Here is a 14,086-nt window from a genome sequence, read left to right on the forward strand (position 1 = left end):
AACTACAGAACGCCCCAGGCGCGAAAGCGGCCTCGCCCGGTCATTTCGCGCAGATTGAGTTCGCCGATCAGCTTCAACGCACCTTGCTGCGTGACCTGTAATTCCTTCTCGATCATCTGGCTGGAAACCAGCGGATTGCTCAGGATCAGTTCCATCAATTGCGGCAAACGCGAATTGGATCGGCGCCCCTTCAGCTTGCGCTGCATCTGTTCGCGCGCCAGCATCAGGCGGTCATGCTCCTTCATGCCCGCTTCCGAAGCCTCTTCGATTGCCGCCAGAAAAACCTTGAGCCGCATAAGCCGGTTCGGCGAACGGCGTTCATTGGGCTTTTTCGTCTGCAAACCGATACTGATCGCTGGCAGATGATTGGCGGCGATGCCCGACTGGTTCAGGAAAGACGCCGTCAGCAGTCGGCCAATCCAGGACGAGCGCTGCACCACCTGCATGGAAAACCAGGCGTCATGCATGATTGCGGCACGCAAGAGCGGCGGCAAATGCCGGGTTGAATCGAAAATTTCGCGCCATTCCTGCAGACGCTCGGCCTCGTCCCAGTCGTCTTCATAGATCAGCGTATCGCGTGGCAAAGGTTTCGGCTTGCGGGGTTCGCTGGTCACGCCTTTTAACAGGGCATCCGTTCGTGCCAGAAGCGCGTCGATATCATCAAGCAGCGGATCGCTGTCGTCATCGTCGGACAGGGCGGACGGCTCTGGCTCGGGTGTTTCAGCAACATCAGGATTAAGCCCCAGGAGCTGCCGCATGCCAGCAGGACTCAACGCCCAGCCCGCCGCACGGCCCGCAATCTGGCGGCGCATACGTAGCACCGCATGAGCGACCGTGAGGGCATGGCTTGGCGTGCGGCTGTCCATCAGCGCATCATGGAGCACCAGGTCTTCCAGATGCACCAGTTCGCCTTCCAGCCACATGGAGGAGACGGCGTCCTGCATATGCATGCGCCGTTTCAATCCATCACAGATGGGCGAACGCGCCAGCCGCTCGTCCAGTCGTGTCAGCGCGGCGGTCGCGCTGGTCACGGCAAGGAAAAGTTCCTCAAGCGGCAGGTCATCGATTTTGTAAGCCATATCCGCATATCGCAGCCTCGCGGCGGGAAAGGCAAACGGAAATCAATGCCTAAGCCAGAACGTCCGCAACTTTCACACGGCGTCCCTCTTTGACCGAGCGCAAAGCCGCTTCGGCCAATGCCAAGGCCTGCAAGCCATCCTCGGCGGAAGGCGACGGCGCTTTGCCGCTATCCAGCGCATCGATGAACGACGCAATTTCCGCCGCATAAGCCTGCGTATAACGCGTCATGAAGAAATCATGCAGCGGCGGGCGGGTGTAACCATCCTTCGAAGCTATTTCTATCGATACCGGACGCTGGTTTTCCGCCGATACAGCGCCCAGCGAACCATGCACTTCAATGCGCTGATCGTAGCCATAGGAGGCGCGGCGCGAATTGGAGATAACGCACTGACGACCGGAAGCAGTGGTGAGGATGACGCTGGCGCTATCAAAATCGCCAAGCTCGCCAATCTTCGGGTCCACCAGCACCGAGGCCGAGGCCGAAACACTGTCGATTTCCTCGCCGAGAAGAAACCGCGCCATGTCAAAATCATGGATCGTCATGTCGCGGAAGATCCCGCCTGAAACCTTGATATATTCGGCGGGCGGCGCGCCTGGATCGCGGCTGGTGATCGTCACCATTTCGACCTTGCCGATCTGGCCATCGTCAATCGCCTTGCGCACGGCTGTAAAATGCGGATCGAAACGGCGGTTGAAACCGAGCATCACTTTCGCGCCGGTCTCCTTGATGACTTTCAGGCAAGCGCGCACCCGCGCAATGTCGAGATCAATCGGCTTTTCGCAGAACACCGCCTTACCTGCCCGCGCAAAGCGCTCGATCAGATCGGCATGGGTGTTGGTCGGCGTGCAGATCAGCACCGCATCCACATCACCGGACTTTTCGATCTCTTCGATTGTGCGCACATCCGCACCGGCAGCGTCGGCAATCGCGTGCGCCGCCGCCTCATTGGCGTCGGCGACTGCGACCAGTCTGGCGCGCCTGTCGGACGCTATCGCGCCCGCGTGAACCTTGCCGATGCGACCTGCGCCAAGCAGTGCCAGACGTGTCACCATTGCCTTATCCCTCCCAGGAAACCGCCGCTGTGAAACGGTTACAAAACTGATTGATATTCCCATTCATGCGTTTACCACTTAATTGTCCCGTTTATTGGGGATCGCGCGTAAGGCATATTGGAATATTTATTCTATTTTGCTAGAATGTGGCATAAAGATTGTCAAGACACCGTTTTTGGAAAGTCCGCAATGGATACAGTTTCCGCTTCATCCCCAGCCCCAACCACCGTCAAGGAATTTGAAGCGCGTCTGCTGGAAGTTTCCGACCGCCTGCCGAAGCGCCTGAAACAATGCGCGGATTTTGTCGCGGCCAATCAGGACCGCATCGCGGTTTCCACAGTCGCAGAAATGGCCGATGGCGCAGGCGTGCAAAGCTCGGCCTTCATGCGGTTTTGCCAATTGCTGGGCTTTTCCGGCTTTTCGGAAATGCAGAAGCTTTTCCGAGAATCCTATGCTGGCGGCTGGCCGGATTATTCGACCCGTCTGGAACATCTGCGCGAGACGGCAGCCAACAGCGCGCCTGCCTTGCTGGCCGAATTTGCCGAAGCGGGGCGTACGTCGCTTGAAGGCCTGCTCAAGACTATAGAACCGGAAGCGCTGGAAAGAGCCGTCGAGATTCTCGCCCGCGCCGAGACAATCCACCTCGTTGGCATTCGCCGCGCGTTTCCTGTGGCAAGCTATCTCGCTTATGCGCTGGAAAAGATGCAGGTTCCGGCCATGCTGCACAGCGCCGTCGGCAAGCTGGAAAACATGCACGCCATCCGCAAAGGCGATGTGCTTTTGGCAATCACCTTTTCGCCCTACTCCGCTGAAACCGTCGAGATGGCGGAATCCGCTGCCGCGCGCGGCGTCAATGTCGTCGGCATCACGGATACCATCGTCAGCCCGCTGAGCAAGCTTGCGCAACAAACCTTGCTGGTCTCCGAAGTGGATTTCGGCGCTTTCCGCTCGCTTTCCGCCACACTCTGCCTCGCTATCGCGCTTGCGGTTGCCGTCGGCACCGCCCGCCAGTCGGGTTGATTCCATTTTTCGGTTGAAATGGAATAATAAATCCATTTTAATCAGAAATGGAATAACTGCTATGCGCACAGAATCGCATTGCGGTCATCATAAGAAGTGCCGAGGGAGGAAGCGCATTTCATGGAGAAGCCGCTCGACTTGATAACGATTGGCCGGTCTTCGGTGGACCTCTATGGCGCGCAGATCGGCGGCCTTCTCGAAGATATGGCTTCCTTCAACAAATATGTCGGCGGCTCCCCGACGAATATCGCAACGGGCACCGCCCGGCTCGGCCTCAAATCCGCACTGATCACGCGCGTCGGCGATGAGCATATGGGCCGTTTCCTGCTGCGCGAGTTGGAACGGGAAGGTGTAGACACCCGCGGCATCGTCACCGATCCGCAACGTTTGACCGCACTGGTCATTCTGGGCATCCGCGACCAGCAGCATTTTCCGCTGATTTTCTACCGCGAGAACTGCGCCGACATGGCGCTTTGCGAAGATGATATCGACCCGTATTTCATCGCTGAAGCTGGATGCGTTCTCGCAACCGGCACCCATCTGTCGCATCCGCGCACGGAAGCCGCTGTCCTCAAGGCGCTGCGCCTTGCGCGCCAGAATGGCAGTCGCACCGCGCTCGATATCGATTATCGCCCCAATCTTTGGGGTCTTTCAGGGCATGGCGATGGCGAAAACCGTTTCATCGAATCTGCTGCCGTCACCGCAAAGCTGCAATCGAGCCTGCCGCTTTTTGACCTCATCGTAGGCACGGAGGAAGAGTTTCACATTGCAGGCGGCTCGACCGATACGCTTGCAGCCCTCACCGCTGTGCGCAAGATCACCGATGCCGTTCTTGTCTGCAAGCGCGGGCCGATGGGCGCGGTGGTTTTCGAAGGCGCTATTCCAGACAATCTCGACAAGGGGCAGAGCGGAGAAGGCTTTCCCATCGAAGTTTTCAATGTGCTGGGCGCGGGCGATGGCTTCATGTCCGGCCTGTTGCGCGGCTGGCTGAAGGGCGAGGACTGGCCGACCAGCCTGAAATTCGCCAATGCCTGCGGTGCTTTCGCCGTCTCCCGGCATGGCTGCACGCCCGCTTATCCAAGCTTCGAAGAAATGCAATATTTCTTCCGCAACGGCATTCGAAATCATGCGCTGCGCAAGGATGCGCAACTGGAACAGGTGCATTGGTCCACCAACCGCAATGGCGACTGGCCGCATATGCGGGTTTTCGCTTTCGATCATCGCATCCAGCTGGAAGAAATGGCTGCCGAGGCCGGCGTGGATAACACCAAGATCGGCGAATTCAAACGTCTCTGCCTCGACGCCGCCTTGCAGGTTTCCGGCGGAAGCGGCGGCTATGGCATCCTGTGCGATGGTAGGCTGGGTCGTGACGCGCTCTACCGGGCGGCTGGCTCCGGCCTATGGATCGGACGCCCGACCGAATGGCCGGGTTCGCGTCCGCTAAAGCTGGAACCAGACCTCGGAGCCGATTGCGGCGGACTCGTGGAATGGCCGGTGGAACATGTGGTGAAGCTTCTCTGTTTCTACCACCCGGACGATACGGCGGATATGAAGGCCGAACAGGAAGCGACCGTCAAACGGCTGTTCACGGCGGCGCGCCGCAACCGGCTGGAGTTTCTGCTGGAGATCATTCCGTCCAAGGCCGGGCCGGTCGATGACGAGACCACCGCGCGCGTCATCCAGCGCTTCTACGATATCGGCGTCTATCCTGACTGGTGGAAGCTGGAACCGATGAAGACCAAGGCGGCCTGGGCCAATGCCTGTGAAGCCATCACCCGCAACGATCCTTACACGCGTGGCATCGTGGTTCTGGGTCTTGATGCGCCAGCCGAGGAGCTGGAATCGAGCCTCGCAATAGCGGCAGGCTTCGATCTTGTGAAAGGCTTTGCGGTCGGCAGAACCATCTTCGGTGACGCAGCGCGCAAATGGCTAAATGGTAAGATCAGCGATGATGAGGCCGTTGCCGAAATGGTCGCGCGCTACAAAAACCTGTGCGATGTCTGGGACAAACTGCGCAGACACTGATTCATATCTCGGGAGGAGACATGACAACCGTTCGACTGACTGCCGCGCAAGCGCTGGTGCGTTATCTCGCGAACCAGATGACGCCGGAAGGCGACACATTCATCGCGGGTGTATGGGCTATTTTCGGTCATGGCAATGTGGCGGGGCTGGGCGAGGCGCTTTACGGCATCCGCGAGCAGTTGCCGACATGGCGCGGCCATAACGAGCAGACCATGGCCCATGCGGCCATCGCCTATACCAAGCAGCTTGGCCGCAAACGCGCCTGCGCCGTCACATCCTCCATTGGCCCCGGCGCGACCAATATGGTGACGGCGGCAGCGCTGGCCCATGTGAACCGCCTGCCCGTTCTGCTTATTCCCGGCGATGTCTTCGCCAATCGCGGCCCCGATCCCGTGCTGCAGCAGATCGAGGATTTCGACGACGGCACCATGACCGTCAACGACTGTTTCCGCCCGGTGAGCCGCTACTTCGACCGCATCACCCGACCGGAACAGCTTCTCACCGCCCTGCCCCGCGCCTTCCGCACCATGACCGATCCAGCCGATTGTGGCCCGGTGACACTCGCCTTCTGTCAGGATGTTCAGGCGGAAGCCTATGACTGGCCGCTGGAATTCTTCGCGCCGAAAGTCTGGCATTGGCGTCGCCCTCCGCCGGATGAACTGGAGCTCGCAACCGCCATCGCCGCAATCCGCAACGCATCCAAGCCTGTGATCGTCGCAGGCGGCGGCGTGCATTATTCCGGCGCGCATGAGGCTTTGAAGCAATTTGCCGAAACGCACGGCATTCCCGTCATCGAAACGCAGGCCGGTAAATCCGCACTGCCATGGGATCATCCGCTCAATTTCGGCCCGGTTGGTGTGACGGGTGCCGACAGCGCCAATGCTGTTGCCGCCGAAGCGGATCTGGTGATCGGCGTTGGCACTCGCTTTCAGGATTTCACCACCGGCTCATGGGCGCTGTTCAAGCATCCGGGCCGCAAGCTCTTGTCGCTCAACGTCCAGCCCTATGACGGGGCGAAGCACAATGCGCTGCCTTTGGTGGCGGATGCGCGGATCGGGTTGCAGGCGCTTGACACTGCGCTTTCAGGCTACAAGCGCTTGCCTGTTGACATGGGATTGAAAGACAAATGGTTTGCCGATGCCGACCGGATCACCGCTGCACCAACGGAGGGCAATGCCCTGCCCACCGACATGCAGGTCATCGGTGCCGTACAACGCCAGTCACGCGACAATACGGTTGTCATGTGCGCAGCCGGTACGATGCCGGGCGAGTTGCACCAGCTCTGGAAGGCCGGGCGCGCCATGTCCTATCACATGGAGTATGGCTTCTCCTGCATGGGCTATGAAATTGCGGGTGGCCTTGGCATCAAGATGGCTGAGCCGGACCGCGACGTCATCGTCATGGTTGGCGATGGCTCCTACATGATGGCAAACTCCGAACTCGCCACCGCCGTGATGCTGGGCCAGAAAATCACCGTTGTCCTGACGGACAATCACGGCTTTGGCTGCATCAACCGGCTGCAAATGGCCACTGGTGGCGCGGAATTCAACAATCTGCTCGACCATGCCGCCCATGTGAACCCGTCGCAGATCGACTTCGCCGCGCATGCCCGCGCCATGGGTGCGGATACACGCAAGGTTACGTCGATCACGGAGCTGGAAGCGGCCCTTGCCGAAACACGCGAAAGCCCACGCACAAGTGTGATCGTCATCGATACCGATCCCTACCCGACGCCTGACACTGGCGGCTGGTGGTGGGATGTTGCCGTGCCGGAAGTATCGGAGCGCGAACAGGTACGCGCTGCCCGCCGCGCCTATGAAGCTCAGCTGAAAGAAAGAAACTGACCGATGATCTTGTACGGCACCAATCCCATTGCCTGGTCCAATGATGACGACCGCAGCCTCGGCGCGCATATCACGCTGGATCAATGCCTGGATGAAGCGGCGAAAATCGGCTTCGACGGCATCGAAAAGGGCCATAAATTCCCGCAGGAACCACAAGCGCTCAAGGCTGTGCTGGAGCTGCGGGGATTGCGTTATGTTTCCGGCTGGCACTCGCTCAACCTGCTCGTCAATTCGGTCGAAGACGAGAAAGCCGCGATGCAGCCCGCGCTTGACCTTCTGAAGGCCATGGGCTCGAAGGTCATCATCGTCTGCGAAACCTCCAACGCCATTCACGGCGATAACGACAAGCCGCTTTCCGAACGCCCCGTGCTGGAAGAAGCGCGCTGGCCAACTTTCGGCGCTGGCGTCGAAGCGCTCGCAGCTCATGCGGCTCAACAGGGGATTGCGCTCGTTTATCATCACCATATGGGCACGATCGTGCAAAGCGAGGACGAAATCGACCTGCTGATGCACCATACTGGCCCGGCGACGAAACTCCTGCTCGACACCGGGCATTGCCTGTTTGGCGGTGGCGATCCTGAGCGCGCAGCAAAAAAGCATATGGCGCGCGTCGGCCATATCCACGCCAAGAATGTTCGCCCGACTATTGCAACCGAAGTCAGCGACCAAAGCCTTTCCTTCCTTGAAGGGGTGCGTCGCGGCGTGTTCACGGTTCCGGGCGACAAGGAAGGCGCGGTCGATTTCGTACCTGTTCTCAAGCAAGCTGCCGAACACGGCTATCAGGGCTGGCTCGTCATCGAAGCCGAACAGGACCCGGATATTCGCAACCCGTTCGAATATCAGACGCTGGGGCTGAAATCGCTGAAAGCATTCGCCAGGGACGCAGGGCTCGACAAGGGAGACTGAGACATGGCTAATCTGTTACGCAAGCCGCAAGGCACGCATGGCAAAGTCCACGACATCACGCCGGAAAGTGCCGAATGGGGTTATGTCGGTTTCGGTCTCTACCGGTTGAAACCGGGCGACACGGTCTCCGAGCGGACCGATGTCAACGAAGTCATTCTGGTGCTGGTGGAAGGCAAGGCCAAAATCACCGCATCGGGCGAAGATTTTGGCGAAATGGGCGAACGCATGAGCGTGTTCGACAAGCTGCCGCCGCATTGCGTCTATGTTCCGGCGGAAAGCGATTGGCTCGCCATAGCGACAAGCGATTGCGTCCTCGCCGTCTGCACAGCACCCGGCAAGCCCGGACGCAAGGCGCAGAAACTTGGCCCCGAAGGCCTGACGCTGGAGCAGCGCGGCAAGGGTTCCAACACGCGCTACATTCACAATATCGCGATGGAAGGCCGCGATGTTGCCGACAGCCTGCTGGTGACGGAAGTCTTCACGCCACAGGGCAACTGGTCGTCCTATCCGCCGCACCGGCATGACGAGGACAATTATCCGGATATGACCTATCTGGAGGAGACTTATTACCACCGGCTCAATCCGGCGCAGGGCTATGGCATCCAGCGCGTCTTCACCGAAGATGGCAGCCTCGATGAAACAATGGCTGTTTCAGATGGTGATGTCGTGCTGGTCCCGAAGGGGCACCACCCCTGCGGCTCGCCCTATGGCTATGAGATGTATTATCTCAACGTCATGGCCGGACCTTTGCGCAAATGGCGCTTCAAGAACCACCCCGATCACGACTGGATTTATCAGCGCGATAATCCAACCTCGTAAAAGATGAGAGCGGAAGACGGCAGTACTGTCAGTACCATAATGAAAAAAATATTTTAGGTATAAATCTAAAGAAAATCATTTTTTAGGGAATAAAATGTCGCAGCATGTTAAGATATACAACTCTGAACATAGAGCATACTTGGTTTGCCGGAGATCAACATGGGATGGAATTCACCCAGTAGAATTAAATAAAAACCCCTCAATTGAAGATTTTTACCAAACCTGGACCCTAGCTTGGCAAGATCAGCATGTCTTCATTCTCGAGATAGCACCCATTCAAGTGAATCTGTTTATGTTCGATCCCCAAAGCCCGATTAATCCTATACCAACGGCACACACCGCGTGGGCCGCCAAAACCAGCTATAAATCGCCCGTAGAACTTATATATAACGCGAAAGAAAATAGCATCAAAACAAATGCTGGAAGCTCCTCTCTGTATCTTACCAGCGACCTCAAAGAATCTTTCGCTTATTTTGATATAGAACCGCAGAAATACTGGGAAATCCAGTATGACTGGAATAAGAAAATTTAATATTTGGATTTTCTTATAGTCCAACAGCCATCTTCGGATCATCTACTGCACCGGGAACGGGTACAAAAACCAAACGCGCCGCAGCCACATAGGCAATCATCAGTGCTCCAGAACGGTCGCGTATGAACGTGTCTCCCGCTACAAGCAGGTTCTCAACGATCTTCCTAACTGCCTACGGCGTGAGACGTTATTGCGACCATGAGATGGCAACCCCGCCCCTTGCGAAGGGGCTGCTTCAAAAATCATCCCGAGCTACAACTCGATTTCCTGCGTGATAACCCAATCTTGCAGATGATGAAAACAGAACCGGCAATACTGTCAGTATAATTCCATGAAAAACATCCGTATAAAGAGACAAAATTTAACAAAATCAATAGAGTTATTATGTACAAAAAAGTGAAAATATACGATAATGAAAATGAAAGCTATTTGGTCTGCGGGAGCGGGCCAGTGGGAGATGGAACGTATGACGTAACACTGGATATTGGTGGATACCAGAGTCAAACTATTTACGAGACTTGGGCTTTGGTTCCAGTAACCCCGGATGAAAATGTCTTCATTCTAAGAATGGAGCCTCTTGGGGTACATCTGATTTCATTCTCCAGTGACCCCAAAGAATTCCCCATCCTAAGGGCTGCCAAGCCCGATTTTGCGTCACCTGTGGAACTTAAGTACAACGCTAACAACAAAACGATCATCACGAATGCTGGAAGCGCTTCTCTGTATCTTTCCAGCGCTGCAAAAGATGAGGTTGTTTACTTCACACCTGACGTAGCAACTCCCTGGGAAATCCAATATATCTGAAAGAAAGCCCCGGAAATCCGGAGCCTCTCTTATGGTCCCGCAATTCTCTTCTGATCATCCGCTGCACCAATGCCAGGGACGGCATTGCATATCGTGCGTGGTGGATTGAGCATCGGAGCTATGAAAAAGAAAATGGCGGCTCGAAAGCCGCCTTTTTCAATTTCAAGAGCGAGACCGGTTAGCCGATTGCCATCAGGCTGGCATTGCCGCCTGCAGCCGTCGTGTTGATCGAGGTCGAGACCTCTTCCAAAAGCCAGTTGAGGCAGTAAGCATCGTCCTTGGCGGCCAGTTCTTCCGTCGATGCGGCCTGCGTCAGAACCAATGGTCCCGGCAGCCCCGCGATCTTCTGGTTGACCTCAAGAATGCGCGCACTGTCACCTTCGACAAGTGCACCGGCGAAAGGCGCATCCGCCTGCCAGTCCTTGCTCCAGCCGATGCGGGCGGCAACGCTGGCTGGCAAGTCTTTCAGGCTGGCCTGCAAGCCGGAAGCCGCATCGATTGCCGCCGTGTTGCCGGTGGCAAGCGCTGCTGTCAGCTGGCGATAGAGACCTATCTCGGTCTGCGGCACCAGCAGGATGCGACCACGCGGATGCAGCGCATAGAGGTTGCGTTCACCAACCGGACCCGGCAGCTCGATATCGAGACCGAGCGCCGAAACGCTGCCCGTCTCACGCGCTGCCTGCGCCAGATCGTTCATGCCGCGCTGGCCAAGCCACTTCGCGAAATCCTTGAGCGCTGCATCGGTGTGTACCGAGCTATGGCGCGGCGGGATCGGAGCGGTATCAACCAGACGTCCGAGATAGAGCGGACCACCCGCCTTCGGGCCGGTGCCGGACAGGCCGCGGCCACCGAACGGCTGAACGCCGACAATCGCACCGATGACGTTGCGGTTGATATAGATGTTACCGACGCGGATACGGTCGGCGACATTGGCGATGGTTTCATCAAGGCGCGTATGCAGACCGAAGGTCAGACCATAGCCCGTGGCGTTGATATCATCGATCAGGCGCTCCATGTCGTCGCGCTTGTAGCGCACCACATGCAGAACCGGGCCGAACACTTCACGCTTCCAGATCGCGCAGCGTTTCGATTTCGATGATGGTCGGCGCAACATAGGTGCCCTTGGCCGTTTCCGGTCCCAGCGGAAGCTGCTCGACCTTGCGGCCAAGCTCACGCATGCCCTGAATGTGCTTTTCGATGATGCTCTTGGCTTCATCGGTGATGACCGGGCCGATATCAACCTTCAGCTTGTCGGTGCGCCCTATGGACAATTCGCGCAGCGCGCCCTTGAGCATGACCAGAATGCGGTCGGCCACATCTTCCTGCAGGCAAAGCACACGCAGCGCCGAGCAGCGCTGACCGGCACTGTCGAAGGCAGAAGCGATCACGTCGAAGACAACCTGTTCGGCCAGAGCCGAAGAATCGACGATCATGGCGTTCTGGCCGCCGGTTTCGGCGATCAGCGGGATCGGTTTGCCGTTTGGCAGCAGGCGCGAAGCAAGCTGCGCCTGAATGAGTCGCGCAACTTCCGTCGAGCCAGTGAACATCACGCCGCAGGTTTCCGACGCTGCAACCAGTGCCGCACCGATGCGACCATCGCCCGGCAGGAGCTGAAGCGCGTCAGCGGGAATACCGGCTTCGTGCAGGATACGCACGCCCTGCGCTGCGATCAGCGGCGTTTCCTCAGCAGGCTTCGCCAGAACCGGATTGCCAGCGACAAGCGCGGCTGCAATCTGGCCGGTGAAGATAGCGAGCGGGAAGTTCCACGGGCTGATGCAGATGATTGGACCGAGCGCCTTATGCGCAACGCCAAATGTGCGGCGGGTCTGTTCGGCATAATAGCGCAGGAAGTCGATGGCTTCGCGCACTTCGGCAATGGCGTTCGGCATGGACTTGCCCGCTTCACGCATCACGAGGCCGAGCAGTTCCGGCATGTCGCGCTGCATGATGTCGGCAGCGCGATCAAGGCAAGCGGCGCGTTCGGTGGGCGCAACGGCGGACCAGCTTGCAGTCGCCGTCTTTGCAATGGCCATCGCCTTGGCAACATCAGCGGCGTCGATTTCCGTGACCGTGCCGACAACGTCTTCGTGGTCGCCGGGGTTGAGAACCGGGCGGCTTGCGCCCTTTACCTTGACGCCTGCAACCTGCGGCTCGGACGTCCAGCTGCGATCTGCCGTCGCTTCAAGCTTCTTGCTCAGCGCATCGAGCGTCACTTCGTTGGACAGGTCGAAACCGGCGGAATTCTGGCGAGCGCCATAGAGACCTTCCGGCAGCGCAATCTGGTCATGGCGCGCACCGACGACGGCCATGGAGCGCACGACCTCGACCGGATCGGCGACCAGCTCATCAACGGACACATTTTCATCGCCAATGCGATTGACGAAGGATGAGTTCGCGCCGTTTTCGAGCAGGCGGCGCACCAGATAGGCCAGCAGTGTTTCATGCGTGCCAACCGGCGCATAAATGCGGGCCGGACGGCCAAGCTTGGACGGGCCGACAACTTCGTCATAAAGCGGCTCACCCATGCCGTGCAGGCACTGGAATTCGAACTTGCCGGTTTTGAAATCCTGGCCGGCGATGTGATAGATCGTCGCCAGCGTCTGCGCATTGTGGGTCGCGAACTGCGGGAAGACGGCATCGGTTGCCGCCAGCAGCTTGCGAGCGCAGGCAATGTAGGAAACGTCGGTGTGCACCTTGCGGGTATAGACCGGGAAGTCTTCCAGACCGTCCACCTGCGCGCGCTTGATTTCGGCGTCCCAATAAGCGCCCTTCACCAGACGCACCATGACACGGCGCTTGTTCTGGCGGGCCAGATCGATGATGAAATCGAGCACGAACGGGCAGCGCTTGCCATAGGCCTGCACCACGAAGCCGATGCCTTCCCAATCGGCCAGATCCGGATCTTCGATCAGGCTCTGCAACAGATCGAGAGACAGTTCCAGACGGTCAGCTTCTTCGGCGTCAATGTTCAGACCGATATTGTAGGACTTGGCGATGGCCGCGAGTGCCTTCACCTTCGGCAGCAATTCACCCATGACGCGTTCGCTCTGCGAGCGGACATAACGCGGATGCAGCGCCGAAAGCTTGATGGAAATGCCGGGGCCGTCATAGATGCCGCGACCAGCGGAAGCGCGGCCAATGGCATGAATGGCGGTTTCGTAATCCTTGTAGTAGCGCTCGGCGTCGGCAGCGGTGGTCGCGGCCTCGCCCAGCATATCGTAGGAGTAACGGAAGCCGCGTTCTTCGAGCGGCTTGGCGCGCTTCAGCGCTTCATCAATGGTTTCGCCGGTGACGAACTGCTCGCCCATCATGCGCATGGCCATATCGACGCCACGGCGGATAACCGGCTCGCCGCAGCGGGCGATCAGGCGCGTCAACGCAGCCGAAAGGCCGCGATCATTGACGGTGTTGGTCAGCTTACCGGTGACGACGAGGCCCCAGGTGGCAGCATTGACGAACAGCGAGCGACCGCCGCCGATATGGGACTTCCAGTCGCCGTTGGAAATCTTGTCGCGAATAAGCGCGTCGCGGGTCGCCATGTCTGGAATACGCAGCAGCGCTTCGGCAAGGCACATCAGCGCCACGCCTTCCTGGCTCGACAGCGAATATTCATGCACCAGACCTTCAACGCCGGTGCCCTTGTGCTTGGCGCGCAGCGCCTCGATCAGCTTGCGCGCCGTTGCGCGCACCGCCTTGCGGGTTTCATCCGGCAGTGTCGCCTGCTCAACCAGAGCCGTCACGCATTCCGCTTCCGAACGACGATAGGCGCTCGTGATGATCTGACGCAGAGCGCTCTGCTCGCGGATCGGCGGCGCAAAATTCTGGAAAACCGGATTTGTGGGAGCTGGAATTTTATCGGTCATGGTGCAAGGCTCGCAAAAGAGAACAGGCCCGGGCGTAACGCCCAGTTTACCTCTGTTTTATTTGGGTGCACACTATCATCGGCGCAAATTGCATTCTGCCTTGATTTGAACCATATAAAGGAAAAACGATCTTATTATCG

The 14,086-nt window shown here is 58.1% G+C and carries 9 protein-coding genes and 2 pseudogenes; 7 read left to right on the forward strand and 4 right to left on the reverse strand.

The features are described 5' to 3' along the window. Positions 1–2: 2 nt before the first annotated feature. The gene (locus tag QLQ11_RS14940; RefSeq protein ID WP_109367202.1) at positions 3–1,079 is read right to left on the reverse strand and encodes an RHE_PE00001 family protein; all 1,077 of its coding nucleotides are present in this window, start codon (positions 1,077–1,079) and stop codon (positions 3–5) included. Between the two features lie 49 nt (positions 1,080–1,128). Continuing rightward, complete coding sequence (gene iolG, locus QLQ11_RS14945; RefSeq protein WP_109367201.1) at positions 1,129–2,133, reverse strand: inositol 2-dehydrogenase; 1,005 nt, start codon at positions 2,131–2,133, stop codon at positions 1,129–1,131. 189 nt (positions 2,134–2,322) lie between these two features. On the opposite strand from iolG, the gene QLQ11_RS14950 reads away from it, so the two are divergent. The 6 genes from QLQ11_RS14950 (at position 2,323) to QLQ11_RS14975 (ending at position 9,279) form a co-directional block, all read left to right on the forward strand. Beyond that, on the forward strand, positions 2,323–3,153 hold the full coding sequence (locus tag QLQ11_RS14950) for a MurR/RpiR family transcriptional regulator (protein ID WP_109367200.1): 831 nt from the start codon (positions 2,323–2,325) through the stop codon (positions 3,151–3,153). Between the two features lie 120 nt (positions 3,154–3,273). Then, positions 3,274–5,178, forward strand: coding sequence for a 5-dehydro-2-deoxygluconokinase (iolC, locus tag QLQ11_RS14955; protein WP_109367199.1), 1,905 nt, complete (start codon positions 3,274–3,276; stop codon positions 5,176–5,178). 20 nt (positions 5,179–5,198) lie between these two features. Beyond that, positions 5,199–7,022 carry a 3D-(3,5/4)-trihydroxycyclohexane-1,2-dione acylhydrolase (decyclizing) gene (iolD, locus tag QLQ11_RS14960; protein WP_121538227.1) on the forward strand — a complete coding sequence of 608 codons (1,824 nt, stop codon included), beginning with the start codon at positions 5,199–5,201 and terminating at the stop codon, positions 7,020–7,022. Positions 7,023–7,025: 3 nt separating this feature from the next. Then, entirely contained in the window at positions 7,026–7,928 is a 903-nt protein-coding gene (iolE, locus tag QLQ11_RS14965; protein ID WP_121538225.1) for a myo-inosose-2 dehydratase, read from the forward strand. A 3-nt stretch (positions 7,929–7,931) separates the two neighbouring features. Further along, positions 7,932–8,747 carry a 5-deoxy-glucuronate isomerase gene (iolB, locus tag QLQ11_RS14970; RefSeq protein WP_109367196.1) on the forward strand — a complete coding sequence of 272 codons (816 nt, stop codon included), beginning with the start codon at positions 7,932–7,934 and terminating at the stop codon, positions 8,745–8,747. 94 nt (positions 8,748–8,841) lie between these two features. Then, positions 8,842–9,279, forward strand: coding sequence for a hypothetical protein (locus QLQ11_RS14975; RefSeq protein ID WP_283736166.1), 438 nt, complete (start codon positions 8,842–8,844; stop codon positions 9,277–9,279). 67 nt (positions 9,280–9,346) lie between these two features. On the opposite strand, the pseudogene QLQ11_RS14980 reads toward QLQ11_RS14975, so the two are convergent. Next, positions 9,347–9,448 (reverse strand): annotated as a pseudogene (locus QLQ11_RS14980) (inositol monophosphatase); the annotation flags it as partial. Positions 9,449–9,663: 215 nt separating this feature from the next. Here QLQ11_RS14980 and QLQ11_RS14985 point away from each other — a divergent pair. Further along, complete coding sequence (locus QLQ11_RS14985; protein WP_109367194.1) at positions 9,664–10,083, forward strand: hypothetical protein; 420 nt, start codon at positions 9,664–9,666, stop codon at positions 10,081–10,083. A 178-nt stretch (positions 10,084–10,261) separates the two neighbouring features. On the opposite strand, the pseudogene putA reads toward QLQ11_RS14985, so the two are convergent. Then, positions 10,262–13,946, reverse strand: a pseudogene (gene putA / locus QLQ11_RS14990) (trifunctional transcriptional regulator/proline dehydrogenase/L-glutamate gamma-semialdehyde dehydrogenase). Positions 13,947–14,086: the final 140 nt, after the last annotated feature.

Source organism: Ochrobactrum sp. SSR (assembly GCF_030067775.1).
GTDB classification, from domain to species: domain Bacteria; phylum Pseudomonadota; class Alphaproteobacteria; order Rhizobiales; family Rhizobiaceae; genus Brucella; species Brucella teleogrylli.

Excerpts from the sequence above, each read along its gene's own strand:
- QLQ11_RS14940 (WP_109367202.1), bottom strand. The coding sequence starts at position 1,079 with ATGGCTTACAAAATCGATGACCTGCCGCTTGAGGAACTTTTCCTTGCC.
- iolG (WP_109367201.1), bottom strand. The coding sequence starts at position 2,133 with ATGGTGACACGTCTGGCACTGCTTGGCGCAGGTCGCATCGGCAAGGTT.
- QLQ11_RS14950 (WP_109367200.1), top strand. The coding sequence starts at position 2,323 with ATGGATACAGTTTCCGCTTCATCCCCAGCCCCAACCACCGTCAAGGAA.
- iolC (WP_109367199.1), top strand. The coding sequence starts at position 3,274 with ATGGAGAAGCCGCTCGACTTGATAACGATTGGCCGGTCTTCGGTGGAC.
- iolD (WP_121538227.1), top strand. The coding sequence starts at position 5,199 with ATGACAACCGTTCGACTGACTGCCGCGCAAGCGCTGGTGCGTTATCTC.
- iolE (WP_121538225.1), top strand. The coding sequence starts at position 7,026 with ATGATCTTGTACGGCACCAATCCCATTGCCTGGTCCAATGATGACGAC.
- iolB (WP_109367196.1), top strand. The coding sequence starts at position 7,932 with ATGGCTAATCTGTTACGCAAGCCGCAAGGCACGCATGGCAAAGTCCAC.
- QLQ11_RS14975 (WP_283736166.1), top strand. The coding sequence starts at position 8,842 with ATGTCGCAGCATGTTAAGATATACAACTCTGAACATAGAGCATACTTG.
- QLQ11_RS14985 (WP_109367194.1), top strand. The coding sequence starts at position 9,664 with ATGTACAAAAAAGTGAAAATATACGATAATGAAAATGAAAGCTATTTG.